At 61.6% G+C, this 15728-nt stretch carries 12 protein-coding genes (1 of these 12 cut by a window edge); 5 read left to right on the top strand and 7 right to left on the bottom strand.

All coding sequences use genetic code 11. The features are described from left to right. Positions 1-1127, top strand: the 3' portion of a protein-coding gene (locus F2982_RS11705) for a M23 family metallopeptidase (RefSeq protein WP_112720264.1). The gene continues 811 nt to the left of window position 1, outside the view; 1127 of the gene's 1938 nt are visible here — the last part of the coding sequence; its start codon lies beyond the left edge, outside the window; it ends in the stop codon at positions 1125-1127. Positions 1128-1270: 143 nt separating this feature from the next. Then, the gene (locus F2982_RS11700; protein WP_025555458.1) at positions 1271-1480 is read left to right on the top strand and encodes a hypothetical protein; all 210 of its coding nucleotides are present in this window, start codon (positions 1271-1273) and stop codon (positions 1478-1480) included. A gap of 94 nt (positions 1481-1574) precedes the next feature. On the opposite strand, the gene clpB is transcribed toward F2982_RS11700, so the two are convergent. Continuing rightward, entirely contained in the window at positions 1575-4175 is a 2601-nt protein-coding gene (gene clpB / locus F2982_RS11695) for an ATP-dependent chaperone ClpB (RefSeq protein WP_112720263.1), read from the bottom strand. Positions 4176-4220: 45 nt separating this feature from the next. Here clpB and F2982_RS11690 point away from each other — a divergent pair, with 45 nt between their 5' ends. Continuing rightward, on the top strand, positions 4221-4415 hold the full coding sequence (locus F2982_RS11690) for a hypothetical protein (RefSeq protein WP_148194739.1): 195 nt from the start codon (positions 4221-4223) through the stop codon (positions 4413-4415). On the opposite strand, the gene F2982_RS11685 is transcribed toward F2982_RS11690, so the two are convergent. Then, on the bottom strand, positions 4393-5298 hold the full coding sequence (locus F2982_RS11685) for a S1C family serine protease (RefSeq protein WP_130284166.1): 906 nt from the start codon (positions 5296-5298) through the stop codon (positions 4393-4395). The genes F2982_RS11690 and F2982_RS11685 overlap by 23 nt on opposite strands. A gap of 224 nt (positions 5299-5522) precedes the next feature. Here F2982_RS11685 and F2982_RS11680 point away from each other — a divergent pair, with 224 nt between their 5' ends. After that, positions 5523-6401, top strand: a complete 879-nt coding sequence (locus F2982_RS11680; RefSeq protein WP_112720261.1) for a MurR/RpiR family transcriptional regulator — start codon at positions 5523-5525, stop codon at positions 6399-6401. 329 nt (positions 6402-6730) lie between these two features. Continuing rightward, positions 6731-8887, top strand: coding sequence for a TonB-dependent siderophore receptor (locus F2982_RS11675; protein ID WP_203427924.1), 2157 nt, complete (start codon positions 6731-6733; stop codon positions 8885-8887). 71 nt (positions 8888-8958) lie between these two features. Here the strand turns inward: F2982_RS11675 and F2982_RS11670 are convergent, their stop codons facing one another. From F2982_RS11670 to F2982_RS11650, 5 genes are all read right to left on the bottom strand, one after another. Beyond that, the gene (locus F2982_RS11670) at positions 8959-9657 is read right to left on the bottom strand and encodes a DUF4167 domain-containing protein (protein ID WP_203427923.1); all 699 of its coding nucleotides are present in this window, start codon (positions 9655-9657) and stop codon (positions 8959-8961) included. 343 nt (positions 9658-10000) lie between these two features. Beyond that, positions 10001-10873, bottom strand: coding sequence for a peptide chain release factor N(5)-glutamine methyltransferase (gene prmC, locus F2982_RS11665; RefSeq protein WP_203427922.1), 873 nt, complete (start codon positions 10871-10873; stop codon positions 10001-10003). Then, a complete protein-coding gene (gene prfA / locus F2982_RS11660; protein WP_112720257.1) occupies positions 10870-11949 on the bottom strand; it encodes a peptide chain release factor 1 in 1080 nt (359 codons plus the stop codon). Before prfA ends, prmC begins: the two co-directional genes overlap by 4 nt. A 28-nt stretch (positions 11950-11977) precedes the next feature. Beyond that, entirely contained in the window at positions 11978-14245 is a 2268-nt protein-coding gene (ptsP, locus tag F2982_RS11655) for a phosphoenolpyruvate--protein phosphotransferase (protein ID WP_203427921.1), read from the bottom strand. A gap of 91 nt (positions 14246-14336) precedes the next feature. Then, positions 14337-15611, bottom strand: a complete 1275-nt coding sequence (locus F2982_RS11650) for an aspartate kinase (RefSeq protein WP_112386085.1) — start codon at positions 15609-15611, stop codon at positions 14337-14339. Positions 15612-15728 lie beyond the last annotated feature (117 nt).

The raw sequence follows: 15728 nt of genomic DNA, 5'->3' as shown, positions 1-15728 counted from the left end.
CGGCCCGCCAGAACGTTCCGATCGCCAAGGCGCTGACCGATGCCGGCTATCCCGACCCGCAGGCGAAGATGCTTTCCGGTTATCTGTCGCAACCGCTCGGCAGCGAGGATCTGTCGAAGGGCGACGTGCTGCGCATCGGCATCATCCAGAAGGGCGAACAGGCAAAACTGATCCGCGCCAGCGTCTATCGCGGCACGCGGCATCTCGTGACGATCGCGCTCGATGACAAGGGCCGCTTCGTCGTTGCCAGCGAACCGCCGATGCTGGACGCCGTCGCCACCGCCTTCAGCGACGACTCCCTGTCGGTGCCCTCCGGACAGAACCTGCCGCGCGTCTATGACGGCATCTATCGCGCCGCGCTGTCCTACGGCATGACCAAGGACATGACGGCGCTGATCATCAAGCTGCTGGCCGCCAATGTAGACTTCCAGGCGCAGCTGAAATCCACGGACTTCCTCGAAGCCTTCTTCTCTGTCGCCGACTCGACCGGCAAGGCCACCGACGATTCCGAACTGCTCTATGTCAACGCCCGCTTCGGCGACACGGCGATCCGCTTTTACCGCTTCCAGGCCGATGACGGCAGCGTCGACTACTTCGACCAGGACGGCAAGAGCATCCGCCAGTTCCTGCTGCGCAACCCGGTTCCGAACGGCATCTTCAAATCCGGCTTCGGCATGCGCCGTCACCCGATCCTCGGCTTTGCCCGCATGCATACCGGCGTCGACTGGGCCGCCCCGCGCGGCACGCCGATCATCGCGACGGGTAACGGCGTCGTCGAAAAGGCCGGCTGGGATTCCGGCGGCTACGGCAACCAGACGATCGTGCGCCATGCCAATGGCTATGAATCCTCCTACAATCACCAGAGCGCCATCGCCAAGGGTGTCGTTCCCGGCGCCAAGGTCCGCCAGGGCCAGGTGATCGGCTGGGTCGGCACCACAGGTGAATCGACCGGTCCGCACCTGCATTACGAAATGATCGTCAACGGCACCAAGGTCGATCCGCTGCGCATCCGCCTGCCGGGCGGAAAATCGCTGGACGGCGATGCGCTCGCCAAATTCCAGGACGAGCGCAAGCGCATCGACACGCTGCTGAACAACCAGCCTGTCGATCAGGTTGCCAGCAAGTAGCCTTTACTACTCCAGGCGGCGGCAATGCTCTCTGAGACGAGTAGAATTCATCCCTGAAAATTTCGATTCAAGTAGAATCTATTTGAAGTAGAATATTCGAAAGTGATTCGGCATCGGTTTAGCTAAATGATTTGGCGGGCGACATGGAATCGAGCGATGCATTCGAAAAGTGGGCTTTGTGCAAAGCGCATGAAATCCTTTCGAAAGAAGGATTTCTTCTGATGGACGCGGCACAGGCCCTCGACAAGAAGAGAACCAAATCCAACGCATTTCTGCTGCGCAACGCCATTGCCCGCTCCCTGATGGAAGCGGCGAGCCTTCGCAGCCTTCCGGCAGCCGGCGAAACCGCTTGAACCGTCCGGAATCGTCATTGCCCGCGGGCAATGAAAAATGCCGCCCCGGCTCTGCAGCGGGACGGCATCACTCCATTCTGTCCTGATCCGGCGGTTATGCCGCTTCGCTGACATTCTGCCGGGTGCGGAACAGCAGCCGGTCGGAGCCGTTCGTCACCTTGACCAGCGAACCATCCGGCACTTCGCCCGACAAGATCTGTTCGGCGAGCGGATCCTGAACGTATTTCTGGATCACCCGCTTCAGCGGACGTGCGCCATAGACAGGATCATAGCCCTTGTTGGCCAGCCAGTTGCGGGCATCCTCGTCGAGATCGATGACGATCTTGCGCTCGGACAGCAGTGCCACCAGCCGCTTCAGCTGGATATCGACGATCGCGCCCATTTCCTCCCGCTTCAGGCGGTGGAACAGGATGATCTCGTCGACACGGTTCAGGAACTCTGGACGGAAATGTGCCTTGACGACATCCATCACCTGTTCGCGAACATTTTCGCTGTCTTCACCCTCGGAGAGCTGGGTCAGATAGTCAGCACCGAGATTCGACGTCATGATGATCATCGTGTTGCGGAAATCGACGGTGCGGCCCTGACCATCGGTCAGGCGTCCGTCGTCGAGAACCTGCAGCAAGATGTTGAAGACATCTGGATGCGCCTTCTCGATCTCGTCGAACAGCACAACCTGATAAGGCCGGCGGCGGACGGCTTCCGTCAGCGCACCACCTTCATCATAGCCGACATAGCCGGGAGGCGCGCCGATCAGCCGAGCCACGGAGTGCTTCTCCATGTATTCGGACATGTCCATGCGAACCATCGCCGTCTCGTCGTCGAAGAGGAAGCGGGCGAGCGCCTTGGTCAGCTCCGTCTTGCCGACGCCGGTCGGGCCGAGGAAGATGAACGAGCCGATCGGCCGGTTCGGATCCTGCAGGCCGGCACGGGCGCGGCGGACAGCGCGCGATACGGCCTGAACCGCATCACCCTGACCGATGACCGATTTCGCCAGCTCATCTTCCATCCTGAGCAGCTTGTCGCGTTCGCCTTCAAGCATCTTGTCGACGGGAATGCCGGTCCAGCGCGAGACGACATGGGCGATATTGTCGGGGGTCACGACCTCCTGCACCATCGCACCGCGATCGCCATCCTGCTTTTCAGCATCGGCGAGCTGCTTTTCGAGCTCGGGAATGACCCCATAGGTCAATTCGCCGGCACGCTGGAATTCCCCCTTGCGCTGGGCAATCGCCAGTTCGTTGCGGGCATCATCGAGCTGCTTCTTCAGGTCGGCGGCGAGGCCGAGCTTCTGCTTTTCCGCCTGCCAGCGCGCGGTCAGCGCATCGGCCTGTTCCTCCAGATCGGTTACCTCGGTCTCCAGCCGCTTCAGACGGTCGGCCGATGCAACATCGGTTTCCTTCTTCAGCGCCTCGCGCTCGATCTTCAGCTGCATGATGCGGCGATCGAGCTCATCGAGCTCTTCCGGCTTGGAATCGACCTGCATGCGCAGGCGCGCTGCCGCCTCGTCCATCAGGTCGATGGCCTTGTCAGGCAGGAAACGGTCGGTGATGTAGCGGTTCGACAGGGTCGCAGCCGCAACCAGGGACGAATCCGAGATGCGGACCTTGTGATGCTGCTCGTATTTTTCCTTCAGACCACGCAGGATCGAGATCGTATCCTCGACCGTCGGCTCGTCGACGACGACGGGCTGGAAGCGGCGGGCAAGGGCCGGATCCTTCTCGACATGCTTACGATACTCGTCGAGCGTGGTGGCACCAACGCAGTGAAGCTCGCCGCGGGCAAGCGCCGGCTTCAGGAGGTTCGACGCATCCATGGCGCCATCGGCCTTGCCGGCACCGACGAGCGTATGCATTTCGTCGATGAACAGGATGATCTCGCCGTTCTCGGACTGAACTTCGTTCAGCACCGCCTTCAGGCGTTCCTCGAATTCACCACGGAACTTCGCACCGGCAATCAGCGCGCCCATGTCGAGCGCCATCAGCTTCTTGTCCTTCAGGCTTTCGGGCACGTCGCCATTGACGATGCGCAGCGCCAAGCCTTCGACGATCGCCGTCTTGCCGACGCCGGGTTCACCGATCAGGACCGGGTTGTTCTTGGTGCGGCGCGACAGGACCTGGATCGTGCGGCGGATTTCGTCGTCGCGGCCGATCACCGGATCGAGCTTGCCCTCACGCGCCTCAGCCGTGAGATCGCGCGCGTATTTCTTTAGGGAGTCGAAGCCCTGCTCCGCGTTGGCGGAATCGGCAGTGCGGCCCTTGCGGATCTCGTTGATGACCTGGTTGAGGCTCTGGGCCGAAACGCCGGCATTTTTCAGCGTGATCGCCGTCGATGCCGAAGATTCGATCGCCAGTGCCTGCAGCAGGCGCTCGACGGTCACGAAGCTGTCACCGGCCTTCTTGGCGGCTTCCTCGGCGGTCGAAAAGACCTTCGCAAGCGGTGCAGCGAGATAGATGTTGCCGTTGCCGCCGGAAATCTTGGGAAGCTTCGCAAGCGCAGCGTCATTGGCCAGCCTGGCGGCCTTGGCGTCGCCGCCGGCACGCTCGATCAGCGAGGCAGCCATGCCCTGATCGTCGTCAAGCAGCACTTTCAGCACATGCTCGGGCGTGAATTGCTGATGGCCCTGGGCCAGGGCGTAAGTCTGAGCGGACTGGACGAAACCGCGTACGCGCTCGGAATATTTCTCGATATTCATACTGTACCTCCATGGATCGCCCTGCCCTGCAAGAGGCGCAGACCGATGATTGAGATTGAGCTCCCTGAAAAGGCAAGCCCGGCTTCACCGCTTTGGGATTCCGGCGAAGCAATCGAACCGAATATGGTGGGATATCGGGAGAGTTTAAAGGGGGATTGCTGCGAAAAGCGGCAGTTTGGCGCGGGCACGGGTGCCGCGTTTGCAGCGCCCGTTTTGCCTATTGAAGCTGCGGCTTCTTGAGGAAGCTGTTGCGGTCTGCAGACTTGATGCGAAGCCATGCCTCGCGCCCGTCCCGCAGCACCCGCATCGGGATTTCGGCGCCGGCAGAGCCACTCTCCCAGACCTTGCGGTAGAAGTCCGCAAGCCCTTCGACCTCGCCGTCGCGGATCTCGGAGATCACGTCGCCCTGGCGCAGGCCGGCTTTCGCGGCCGGACCATCAGGCGCGACGCTCATGACGATCACCTCGCCGTTGCTCTCTGCCGAGAAGGCACCGAGCCATGGGCGGGCGGGCTTGTTGATCTGGCCGCGATTGAGCAGATCGTCGAGGATCGGCCGCAACAGGTCGATCGGGACGATCATGTTGATATCGGCGACCTCGCCATCCTTGGCCATTTGCAGCCGCAGCGACCCGATGCCAAGCAGCTTGCCTTCGGCATCGACCATCGCCGCCCCGCCCCAAGAGGGGTGGGCGGGCACCGTGAAGATCGCCTCGTCGAGCAGATATTCCCAATAACCGGCGAATTCCTGCTTGGCGACGATATTGGCGCGGACGAACTGGCCAATGCCATCGGCGACGATAACGGGATCGCCGACCTGCGCATCAGCCGAATTGCCGAGCGGAAGGGCTGGAACATCGAGCGCGCCGAGCGCCTGGACGAGGCCGAAACCAGTCTCCTGGTCATAGGCGAGCGCATGACCGGCAACCACATGGCCATCCTGCCGGGTGAGCCAGACCTCTTCGGCCTCGGTAATCAGGTAGCCGATGGTCAGCACAAGGCCGTTTTCGCGAATGACCACGCCGCTTCCTTCCCGGACGGTGCCGAGTGTCGAAGCGGTAAAAGCATCCTCCGGAATGGAGGAACGGACGGCCACGATCGACCGCAAAATCTGATCGGTATTCATCTCTTGACCCTGACGGTTCTGGAAAAGAGGCGCACGATACGCGTCTTGGGGAGCGGCGCATCATGCTTGATATAAGGTATGAACTGCCGTCTGCGAGTGCAAGCTCGGCACTATCAGTACGGCTAACCTCACCAGAGCATGCATGCGTAAGTTGGTGAATTTCCGTATCTATCAACGGCAAATTCGGCTATTCGCGCATTTGTGATCACAGCGGGTTGGAGAAGATGGAAACAAGCGACCGGGCCTCGTCGGTACTCAAGCAGCATTTCGACCAGCACAGGACCGAGCTCAGCCGTTCGGAGCTTGCGGTCGCCGAGTATCTCGTCGGCCTGCCGATCGATGTCCTGATTTTCAAGAGCGCCGAAGAGATCGCAGCCGACGCGGGAACCAGCGACGCAACCGTCATCCGTACCGCCCGTCGCCTCGGCTTCAGCGGCCTGCCGGAGCTGAAGCGCATCTGCAGCCGCACGATGGCGCGCACCATCCCGACCAGCGACCGGCTGGAGCAGCGCTTCCGCGGCACTGGCAGCGACCTGCCGAAAGTCGCGCATCAGATGTTTGCCACCGCCCGCGAGGTGTTGAGCTCGACCGAGGAGCAGCTCGACGAGGAAGCCTTCGCCGCCGCAGTTTCGCTGCTGGAAAGTGCCGACACCGTCTGGTGCCTCGGCATGGGAACGGCCGAGGTCGAGGCCAGGCACTGCTCGATCGCACTCAGCCGGACGGGTCTGCGAACCCGCTGTTCCGGCGCTTCCGGTTTCACGCTCGCCAACGAGCTTCTCGATCTCCGCAAGGACGATGCCGTCATTCTCTTCAACGCCGTCCACGAAACCGCGGAATTCTCGCTGGTCACGAGCCAGATGGCCGAACTCGGTTGCAAGCTCGTCCTCGTCTGCGGCGTGCAGCTCGGCGAGCTCTATCGCAACAAGGTGGATGCGCTGCTCACCTGCGTCGGCTCGCCATCGAAACTGGCAAGCTGGAGCCTTGGTGCGATCGTCATCGGCGACCTGCTCGCCTATGGCGTAGCGGTGAAGAACCAGCCGCGCGCAGTCGCCACGAAACGACGCCTTGCCGGCCTGCGGAGTAAGGTCCTCAGCCCGAAATGATCGGCCTCAGGTGGCCATCAAAATAAACATGACTATTTGAGTTATATTTATTGAAACGCTCACTACAATATTGTAGTGAGCCCAACACCGGCGTCCGGCTATGGATTTCCGGCGTTGGGGACAGACCGCATGACGCATCTCTTGGATGATCGAGGAGACCGCTCCGGCCGGACGGCTTTTGCCGTCATGCCGCGACCTCCCAACTCGAGCTGATCCCCGCGCCGCCGGCGCTTCCATGACGAAAACCTGACCGCCAGACACCGGAAGAAGCCGCGCTTCTTTTCCGGATGATGGCTCATTGCCTGATCTTACCTACCCGCAGGACCCCCATGCTCAACAGACGATATCTCGCAGCCACCTTCGCGCTGCTCGCTTCCGCGACCTCGACGCTTGCTCAGGATGCCGCAAATTCCGGCGATGCCACCACGCTCGAAGCCATCAAGATCACCGGAAACTGGCTGGACGAGCCGAACGAGGAGAAGGTTCTGAAACACCCCGGCGCCAGAACCATCGTCGATCGCAAGCAGATGGAAGAGCGCGGCGCCACTGACGTGCGCGATGCCCTGAACCTCGTCCCCGGCGTCCAGGTTCAGGAGAGCAACGGCACCGGCGGCAGCGATGTGTCGCTCAATCTCGGCGTTCGCGGCCTCACCTCCCGCCTCTCCCCGCGCTCGACCGTGTTGATGGACGGTATCCCGCTCTCCTACGCGCCTTATGGCCAGCCGCAGCTGTCGCTCTTCCCGCTGACGCTCGGCAATGTCGAAACGATCGATGTCGTGCGCGGCGCGGGCTCGGTGCGCTACGGCCCGCAGAATGTCGGCGGCATCATCAATTTCGTGACTCATCCCATCCCGGACGAATTCACCGCGCGCTTTTCTTCGGGCGCCGACATCGCGAGCGGCACCGGCAACGTCAAGGCAACGCCCAACTTCCTGATCGGCGGCACCAATGACGACGGCTTCGGCGCCGCGCTCCTCTATTCCGGCATCCACGGCGAGGGCTACCGCGAAAGCAACGACCGCACCGATATCGACGACTTCATCCTGAAGGGCAGCTACGAACTGACCGATACCGACAAGATCAGCGCCCAGTACCACCACTACGAAGGCGAAGGCAAAATGCCGGGCGGCTTGACGGCGGCCGAATATGCCGAGGACCCGTTCCAATCGACCCGCCGCTATGACGATTTCAGCGGCCGCCGCGACGACATCTCGCTGCGCTACCAGCATGACGACGGCGAAAACAATTTCGAACTGCTGACCTACTATGTCGACTCGTTCCGCGGCAGCCATGTCGAGCAACAGGGCACCGGCGCCAGCGCCGGCCTCTATCGCCTGACTTCGGCGCCGCGCGAATACAGCTATTTCGGCATCGAGCCCCGCTATTCCCGCCTTATCGAACTCGGCGGCATCACCCAGGAAGTGACGGTCGGCTATCGCTATCTGTGGGAGGAGAGCTCCGAAGTCGCGGCGAGAACCGCTTTCTACAATCGCGCGAGCGGCATCGATCCCAATTCGCTGGCGATGAACACCTATCAGACCAGCGACGGCGGGACGACGGCGCATGCCTTCTACATCGACGACAAGATCGAGATCGGCGATTGGACGATCACGCCCGGCGTCCGCTACGAAATCATCAGCACCCATAACGATATCGCCAACCTGACCGGCGGCGTTGTCACGAGCACCTCCTCGCCGTCGATCGATGCCCATGAGGCCCTGCCGACCCTGTCCGCGGCCTGTCAGATCAATGATTCCTGGAGCGTCTTCGCCAATGTCGGCGTCTCATTCGGCCCGCAGCAATACAGCCAGCTGGCTTCAACGACCGATGGCCTGCACCCGGAGAAGGCAACGACTTACGAAATCGGCACGCATTACGAGGGCGACAATTGGAGCGGCGAACTCACGCTCTTCAACATCGACTTTGACAAGGAACTCTATCTCGGCCGCACCATCGTCGGCGAAGGCATCTGGACCGATCTCGGCGCCACCCGCCATCGCGGCGTCGAAGCCGCCGGCCGCTATGACCTGAGCGATGTGGCGCCCGCACTCGACGGCCTGTCGCTGTCGGCGACCTACACCTATACCGAGGCAACCTACGAGGCCGGTGCCTTCGAAGGCCGCGATCTGCCCTTCTATTCCCGGCATTTCGGCTCGGTCGGAGCCCGTTATCAGTATAACGACTGGGCGATCAATGCCGATATCTTCGCGCAATCGAAGCAGCATTCGCCGGGCAACGCCGCCGATGGCGCAACCTACGTGACCGACGAGGATCCGACAGGTCGCCTCGGCGACATCCCGGGCTATGCCACGGTCAACCTGCGCGTCGCCTACGAACCGCAGGACAAGAAGAACGCCCCGAAATTCGCCTTCGGCGTCAAGAACCTGTTCGACAAGGAATATTTCACCCGCTCGACCGACAACAACGGCGGCAAGTTCGCCGGCCAGCCGCGAACCTTCTTCGTCAACGCGTCCATCGCCTTCTGAGACCAGGCAATCCCGCAAAACAAAAAGGCCGCCCAAAAGGCGGCCTTTCGCATATCTGTGTTCGGCTAAGCTTACTCGGAAGCAGCGTCTGCCAGAACCGGAGCCTCGGAAGCGGCTTCGCCTTCGCCCTCACCGGCTGCGCGGCGCGGACGGCGCGGGCGGCTGCCGGCATTGCGGCGGCGCGGCTGGCGCGTCTGGCCACCTTCTTCTTCCATCGAAACTTCGGCCGGAATGCCGTCGATCTCCGGCTGAGGGCCGGTGCCGTCGATGGCTTCTTCGGAAGCGGTGGGAGCTTCTGCTTCGACACCCTGTTCACGCTCGGCGCGCTGTTCGCGAGGCTGACGCTGCTGCTGTTCGCGCGGCGGCTGAACCACGACAACGTCATCGTTGTCGCCATTGTCCATATCCTCGCCATCGCGCTCGGCGCCCTGGTCCTGATAGTCGCCACGATCGTCACGCTGGAAGCGTTCCTGCATCTGCGCCTGAGCGCTTGCGATGATGCGGTTATAGTGCTCCGCGTGCTGCAGATAATTCTCGGCAATGACGCGATCGCCGGAGCTCTGAGCATCACGGGCAAGCTGGGCGTACTTTTCGGCAATATGCTGTGCGGTACCGCGGATCTTAACGTCAGGACCAGAGCTGTCGTAGGTCCGAGTCAGCGGATTGCCGCCCTTGCGGTTGAAATTGTTGTTATTGTTACTTCCGCCGCCGCCGCCATTGTTGTTATTGCCACGCCCTCGACCGCGCTTGTTCTGCTGTCCTGGCCTCATAGATCGTTCACCTGAATTCTCTGTTCGTGTGGAGTTAAGGCACCGATCGCCAAGGCCGGGAAAAACCGGCTCAGGGCCTTCGTGCCGCAAGCATGATGCGCCTTCGCGCCGACCTGCCGCTTGTTCCTCAAGTCATATTGACTGATTCACGCATTGGGTCGTGTTCAACCTTTTAAACTCTCGTTTAAAAGAGTGGACCCCCGAGGCCGACCAAGTACCGAACGAATCTTCGTTCATTCCTGAGTGCCCAACGCGTGAGCGCAACCTATCTTGCTTCCCTGGGAAATCCAAGCCTTTTCTTCGCAATAGCAATATCGTCCTGTCCAATGCTGCAATTTGTCGCTCAAACATTGAGTGCGAACACGAGCACCCGGTCATTCTGGCCGTAGTCCTTTACGGACTCCAGACGTTTGAAGCCTTCGTTCTCGAAGACATCCGAGACGTCATCACATTGATCGAAGCCGATCTCCAGTCCGATAATGCCATTCTGCCGCAAGAACCTTGCCGCATCCTTGGCGATCGCCCTGTAGGCGTCAAGTCCATCCGGGCCGCCATCCAAAGCTGCCGCGGGATCAAATTTCTTCACTTCGGGAGCGAGATCGTGAATGACCTTGGAGGCAATATAGGGCGGATTTGAGACGATCGCATGAAAGCGTCCATCGATACTGTCAAACCAGCTGGATTGTATTGCCCGGAACCGCTCCTCAAACCCGTTCCGCTTCGCATTGGCCGTAGCCGTTTGAAGCGCGTCGGCCGATATGTCGCTACCGGTCCCTTTGGCTTGTGGAAGCTCGCTCAGCAGCGCCAGACATATGGCGCCCGTTCCCGTTCCGATATCCAGGATATGGAGATCGCCGCCCTCACTTGCAAGGGTTCTCAAATACGGAAGCATCGTATCGACGAGAATTTCCGTATCCGGCCGCGGCTCCAGCGTTTCGGCCGAAAGCGACAGCGGCAGACCGTAGAATTCACGCTCGCCAAGAATGCGATGAACCGGCTCGTGCTGCAGGCGACGTTCGATCGCCGCCTCGATCACGGCGATCTTCTCGGCACCGGGAACATCATTGGCCCGCGTCAGCATCTCCGTCGACGACAGGCCGAGCAGGCCCGAGATCAGCAGGCGGGCATCGGTGGCCGGATCGGCAACGCCCGCTTCCGTGAAGCGGCTGCGGGCGCCGGAAAGGATCGCCGAGACCGTTCGCCCGCTTGCCGTCATTGCTGTTCGCCGAGGCTGGCAAGCTGGCTTGCCTGATAGTCGGCCAGCAGCGCATCGACCACTTCGTCGATTTCGCCGACCATCATCCGGTCGAGCTTGTAGAGCGTCAGATTGATGCGGTGATCGGTGACGCGGCCCTGCGGGAAATTATAGGTGCGGATGCGCTCCGAGCGGTCGCCGGACCCGACCTGGCTCTTGCGGTCGGCCGAGCGTTCGCTGTCCGCCCGCTGGCGTTCGGCGTCATAGAGCCGCGAGCGCAGCACTTGCATCGCCTTGGCGCGGTTCTGGTGCTGCGATTTTTCGGAGCTGGTCACGACAATGCCGGTCGGCAGGTGCGTGATGCGCACCGCGGAGTCGGTCGTGTTGACGTGCTGGCCGCCGGCACCCGACGAGCGCATCGTATCGATGCGAATGTCTTCCGGCCGGATTTCGATATCGATCTCTTCGGCTTCCGGCAGAACTGCAACGGTCGCCGCCGACGTGTGAATGCGCCCGCCCGCTTCCGTCTCCGGCACGCGCTGTACGCGATGAACGCCCGATTCGAACTTCAGCTTGGCGAACACGCCGCGGCCGGTGATCGTCGCGATGATTTCCTTGAAGCCGCCGGCTTCACCCTCGCTCGACGAGAGAACCTCGACCTTCCAGCCGTTGGCAGCCGCAAAGCGCTCGTACATCCGGAACAGATCGCCGGCAAAAAGCGCTGCTTCCGACCCACCGGTTCCGGCGCGGATTTCCAGGATGGCGCTCTTCTCGTCCGCCGCATCCTTCGGCAAGAGCAGGATCTGGATTTCCTGCTCCAGCCCCTCGATGCGCTCTTTGACATCAGGATATTCAAGCTCGGCAAGATCGCGCATCTCGCGATCGACGGACTTGTCTTCGAGCATCGCTTCCAGGTCGGCAAACTCGGCCACGGCCTTCTGATAGGCGCGGATCTTGCCGACCACGGGCTGCAGTTCGGAATATTCGGAGGCGAGCTTCACATAGACGTCGGCCGCAGGACCGGCGGACATGCGCGCTTCGATCTCGCCGAAGCGGCGTTCCAGCTCGCGCATCTTTTCAAGGGGAAGCTTCGCCACCCTTCACTCCAATTCTTCTTATCGTTGTCTAAAGGGGAATATTGTGGCTGCTGGCGAAGCGGACAAGAATGTCGCGCATCGTTTCCGTGCCATGCGTATCGTCGAGCGCCTCGTCCATGACCTTGGCGAGCGCCGTCACGTCGAGCCCGAGCAGCATCGCCTTCACCGGGCCGATAGAGGCCGGCGACATCGATACCGAGCGGAACCCGATCCCCATCAAAGCCATTGCCGAGATCGGCTTGCCGGCGAGCTCGCCGCAGAGCGTCACGGTCGTATTGTTACGCTCACCGGCGCGCGTGATATCGCGCAGAATCCGCAGGAACGGACGGCCAAGCGTGTCGAAACGGTCAGACACCCGCGCATTGCCGCGGTCGACAGCCATCGCAAACTGGAATAGATCGTTGGAACCCACCGAAACGAAATCGGCCGCTTCCATCAATTCGTCCAGCTGCCAGAGCAGCGCAGGAACCTCGAGCATCGCGCCAAACTGCAGCTTGCGCGGCAGGCCGTGGCCGAAGCGCGAGAGGTGCTGCACTTCCTTCTGCAGGAGCTCGCGGACCGCCTTCAGCTCCGAAACCTCGGTCACCATTGGCACCATGATCTTCAGCTCGGTGCCGGCAGCGGCCTTCAGCATGGCGCGCAGTTGCGTGCGTAAGAGACCCGGCCGGTCGAGCGACAGGCGGATCGCGCGCCATCCGAGCGCCGGATTTTCTTCCTCGTGCCCGCGGAAGTACGGAACGACCTTGTCGCCGCCGATATCGAGCGTACGGAAGGTCACGGGGCGTCCTGCCGCCTGCTTCAGCACGTTGCGGTAAAAGGCTTCTTGCTCCTCGGCCTTCGGCATGGTCGAGGCGATCATGAACTGCAGCTCGGTGCGGAACAGACCAATGCCTTCAGCGCCGGATTCGGCGAGCTGCGGCAGGTCGACCAGCAGGCCGGCATTCATCTGCAGCGCAATCCGCTTGCCATCCTTGGTGAGCGGCTCGACAGCACGAAGCGCGCGGAACTGCTCCTGACGGCGGGCTCGGAAGCGGACCTTTTCCTCGTAGGAGCGCTGCAAATCCTGCATCGGCCGCAGATGGACATGCGCCTCATCACCATCGACGATCGCCGCATCACCATTTTCGGCAAGCGCCACGACACCGGCAACCTGACCAATAACCGGAATGCCCATGGCACGCGCAACGATGACGACGTGGCTGGTGACAGCGCCTTCCTCAAGCACGAGACCGCGAACATTGGCGCGCGGATAATCGAGCAGCTCGGCAGCGCCCATGGCGCGCGCAAAGATGATCGCATCGTTCGGGAAGCCATCGGCGGTGGTGCGGCCGGTATAGCCGGTCAGCTGCCGCAGCAGGCGGTTTGCCAGGTCTTCGAAATCATGCATCCGCTCGCGCAGATACGGGTCGGTGAGGCGCATCATCCGCGCCTTGGTGTCCGACTGAACCTTCTCGACCGCGGCTTCCGCCGTCAGGCCGTTGCGGATCGCCTCTTCCAGCTTGCGCACCCAGCCCTGGTCGTGGGCGAACATGCGGTAGGTCTCGAGAACCTCGCGATGCTCGCCTTCCATCGACACGTCACGGCGCGACAGCATGTCGTCGATCGACAGCCGCAGCGAACCCATGGCTTCGGCGAGGCGGCGGATTTCCTTTTCCGAGTCCTCGTTCAGCAGGTTGGTGACGACGATGCGCGGCTCGTGCAGCACGACGTAACCGAGACCGATACCTTCATTATAGGTGTCGCCGTCGATGGTGACGGAACGCGTCAGGTCGAGTTCGAGGCCGGGCTTGGTGATCTTCTTGAGCTCGCCGGTGGCGATCATCTCGGCGAGCACCATCGCCGTCGTCTCGAGCGCTTCAAGCTCTTCGTCGCGATAGTTGCGGCTCGCCTTGTTCTGGACGACGAGAACGCCGAGCGAGCGGCCCGTGCGCAGGATCGGCACGCCGAGGAAGGAGTGATAGATTTCTTCGCCGGTTTCCGGCAGATAGCGGAAGGCCGGATGCGATTGCGCATCGGAAAGATTGAGCGGCTGCGCGGAAGCGGCAATCGTACCGACGAGACCCTGTCCCATCTTCAATTGCGAAAGGTGGACGGCTTCCTTGTTCAGACCTTCGGTTGCGTAAAGCTCGAGGACGCCGTCGGCGCGCAGCACGTAAACGGAGCAGACCTCCGCCACCATGTTGCTGGCAATCTGGCGCACGATCCGGTCGAGTCGCTCCTGCGGCTCCAGCGGCTCCGCCATCAACTCGCGCAACCGCTTGAGCAGTACGCGCGGACCGCCGGACAGGTCTCTCATTGCGTCTCAAGCTCCCCGAAACAAATGCCTAATGCGGCCAGCAAACCGGCCGCATCTCTTCATGTCGAAGGGGCGGCCCGCCCGCTGGGAATCAATTCTTATCGAGACCGTAGCAGGAATGCAAAGTTCTGACAGCGAGTTCCGCATACGGGCCGTCGATCAGGATCGAAATCTTGATCTCCGACGTGGTGATCGCCTTGATGTTGATACCCTTTTCCGCGAGCGCGCGGAAGGCCGTCGCTGCAACGCCAGCGTGCGAACGCATGCCGATGCCGATAACCGATACTTTCACCAGGCCCGATTCGTGCTGCACGACATCGTAGCCGATCGCCGGCTTGTTGTCGGACAGGACCTTGATCGCCTTGTCGACATCGCCCGACGGAACCGTGAACGTCATGTCGGTCTTCGAGCCGTCTTCAGAGATGTTCTGGACGATCATGTCGACATTGATGTGGTTCTCGGCCAGCGGTCCGAAGATCGCGGCGGAAACACCCGGCCGGTCGGCAAGACGGCGAAGCGAGATCTGAGCCTCATCCTTGGCATAGGCGATGCCGGTGACTACTTCCTGTTCCACGATTTCATCCTCGTCACAAATCAGCGTTCCGGGCGGATTCAAGAAGTCACCCATGCCCGGAGCATCGGGATCTTCGAAAGAGGAGCGCACGAAGGTACGAACCTTGTGCACCATGGCAAGTTCCACCGAGCGGACCTGCAGAACCTTGGCGCCGAGCGATGCCATTTCGAGCATTTCTTCGAAGGCGATCTTCTTCAGGCGGCGCGCCTGCGGCACGATGCGCGGGTCGGTCGTGTAGACGCCGTCGACATCGGTATAGATGTCGCAGCGGTCAGCCTTCAGCGCCGCGGCAACGGCAACGGCCGACGTATCGGAACCGCCGCGGCCGAGCGTCGCAATGCGATTGTCCGGGCCGATTCCCTGGAAGCCGGCGATGACGGCAACCTGGCCTTCGCCCATGCGCTTGACGATGTCGGCACCGTCGATCTCCTGGATGCGGGCGGCGCCATGGGCGTTGTCCGTGCGGATGGCGATCTGCCAGCCCTGCCAGGAGCGCGCATTGATATCCATCGCCTGCAGCGCGATCGCCAGCAGACCGGCCGTGACCTGCTCGCCCGAAGCGACGACGGCATCATATTCGCGTGCATCGTAAAACGGGGAGTTGGCGCCGACGACCTTCGGCATGTTCTGCACCCAGCCGACGAGCTCGTTGGTCTTGCCCGACATCGCCGAAACGACGACCGCGACTTCGTGGCCCGCGTCCACTTCACGTTTCACATGGCGGGCAACGTTCTTGATGCGGTCCAGATCGGCGACGGAAGTTCCGCCGAATTTCATAACGATGCGTGCCATAAGCCTCTACCACAGCCAGCGCCGGGGGCCGCGAGCGGATTTCTCCGGCCGATCATGCGCCATTGACAAACCACCGGGAGAGACGATTGCCAGACCCGGCATCAGGAGCCGGTCGGA

The sequence above is a fragment of the Rhizobium sp. BG4 genome, from assembly GCF_016864575.1.
Lineage (GTDB): Bacteria > Pseudomonadota > Alphaproteobacteria > Rhizobiales > Rhizobiaceae > Rhizobium.
Note: the sequence above shows the minus strand (reverse complement) of the source record. Positions and strands in the feature narration are given on the sequence as shown.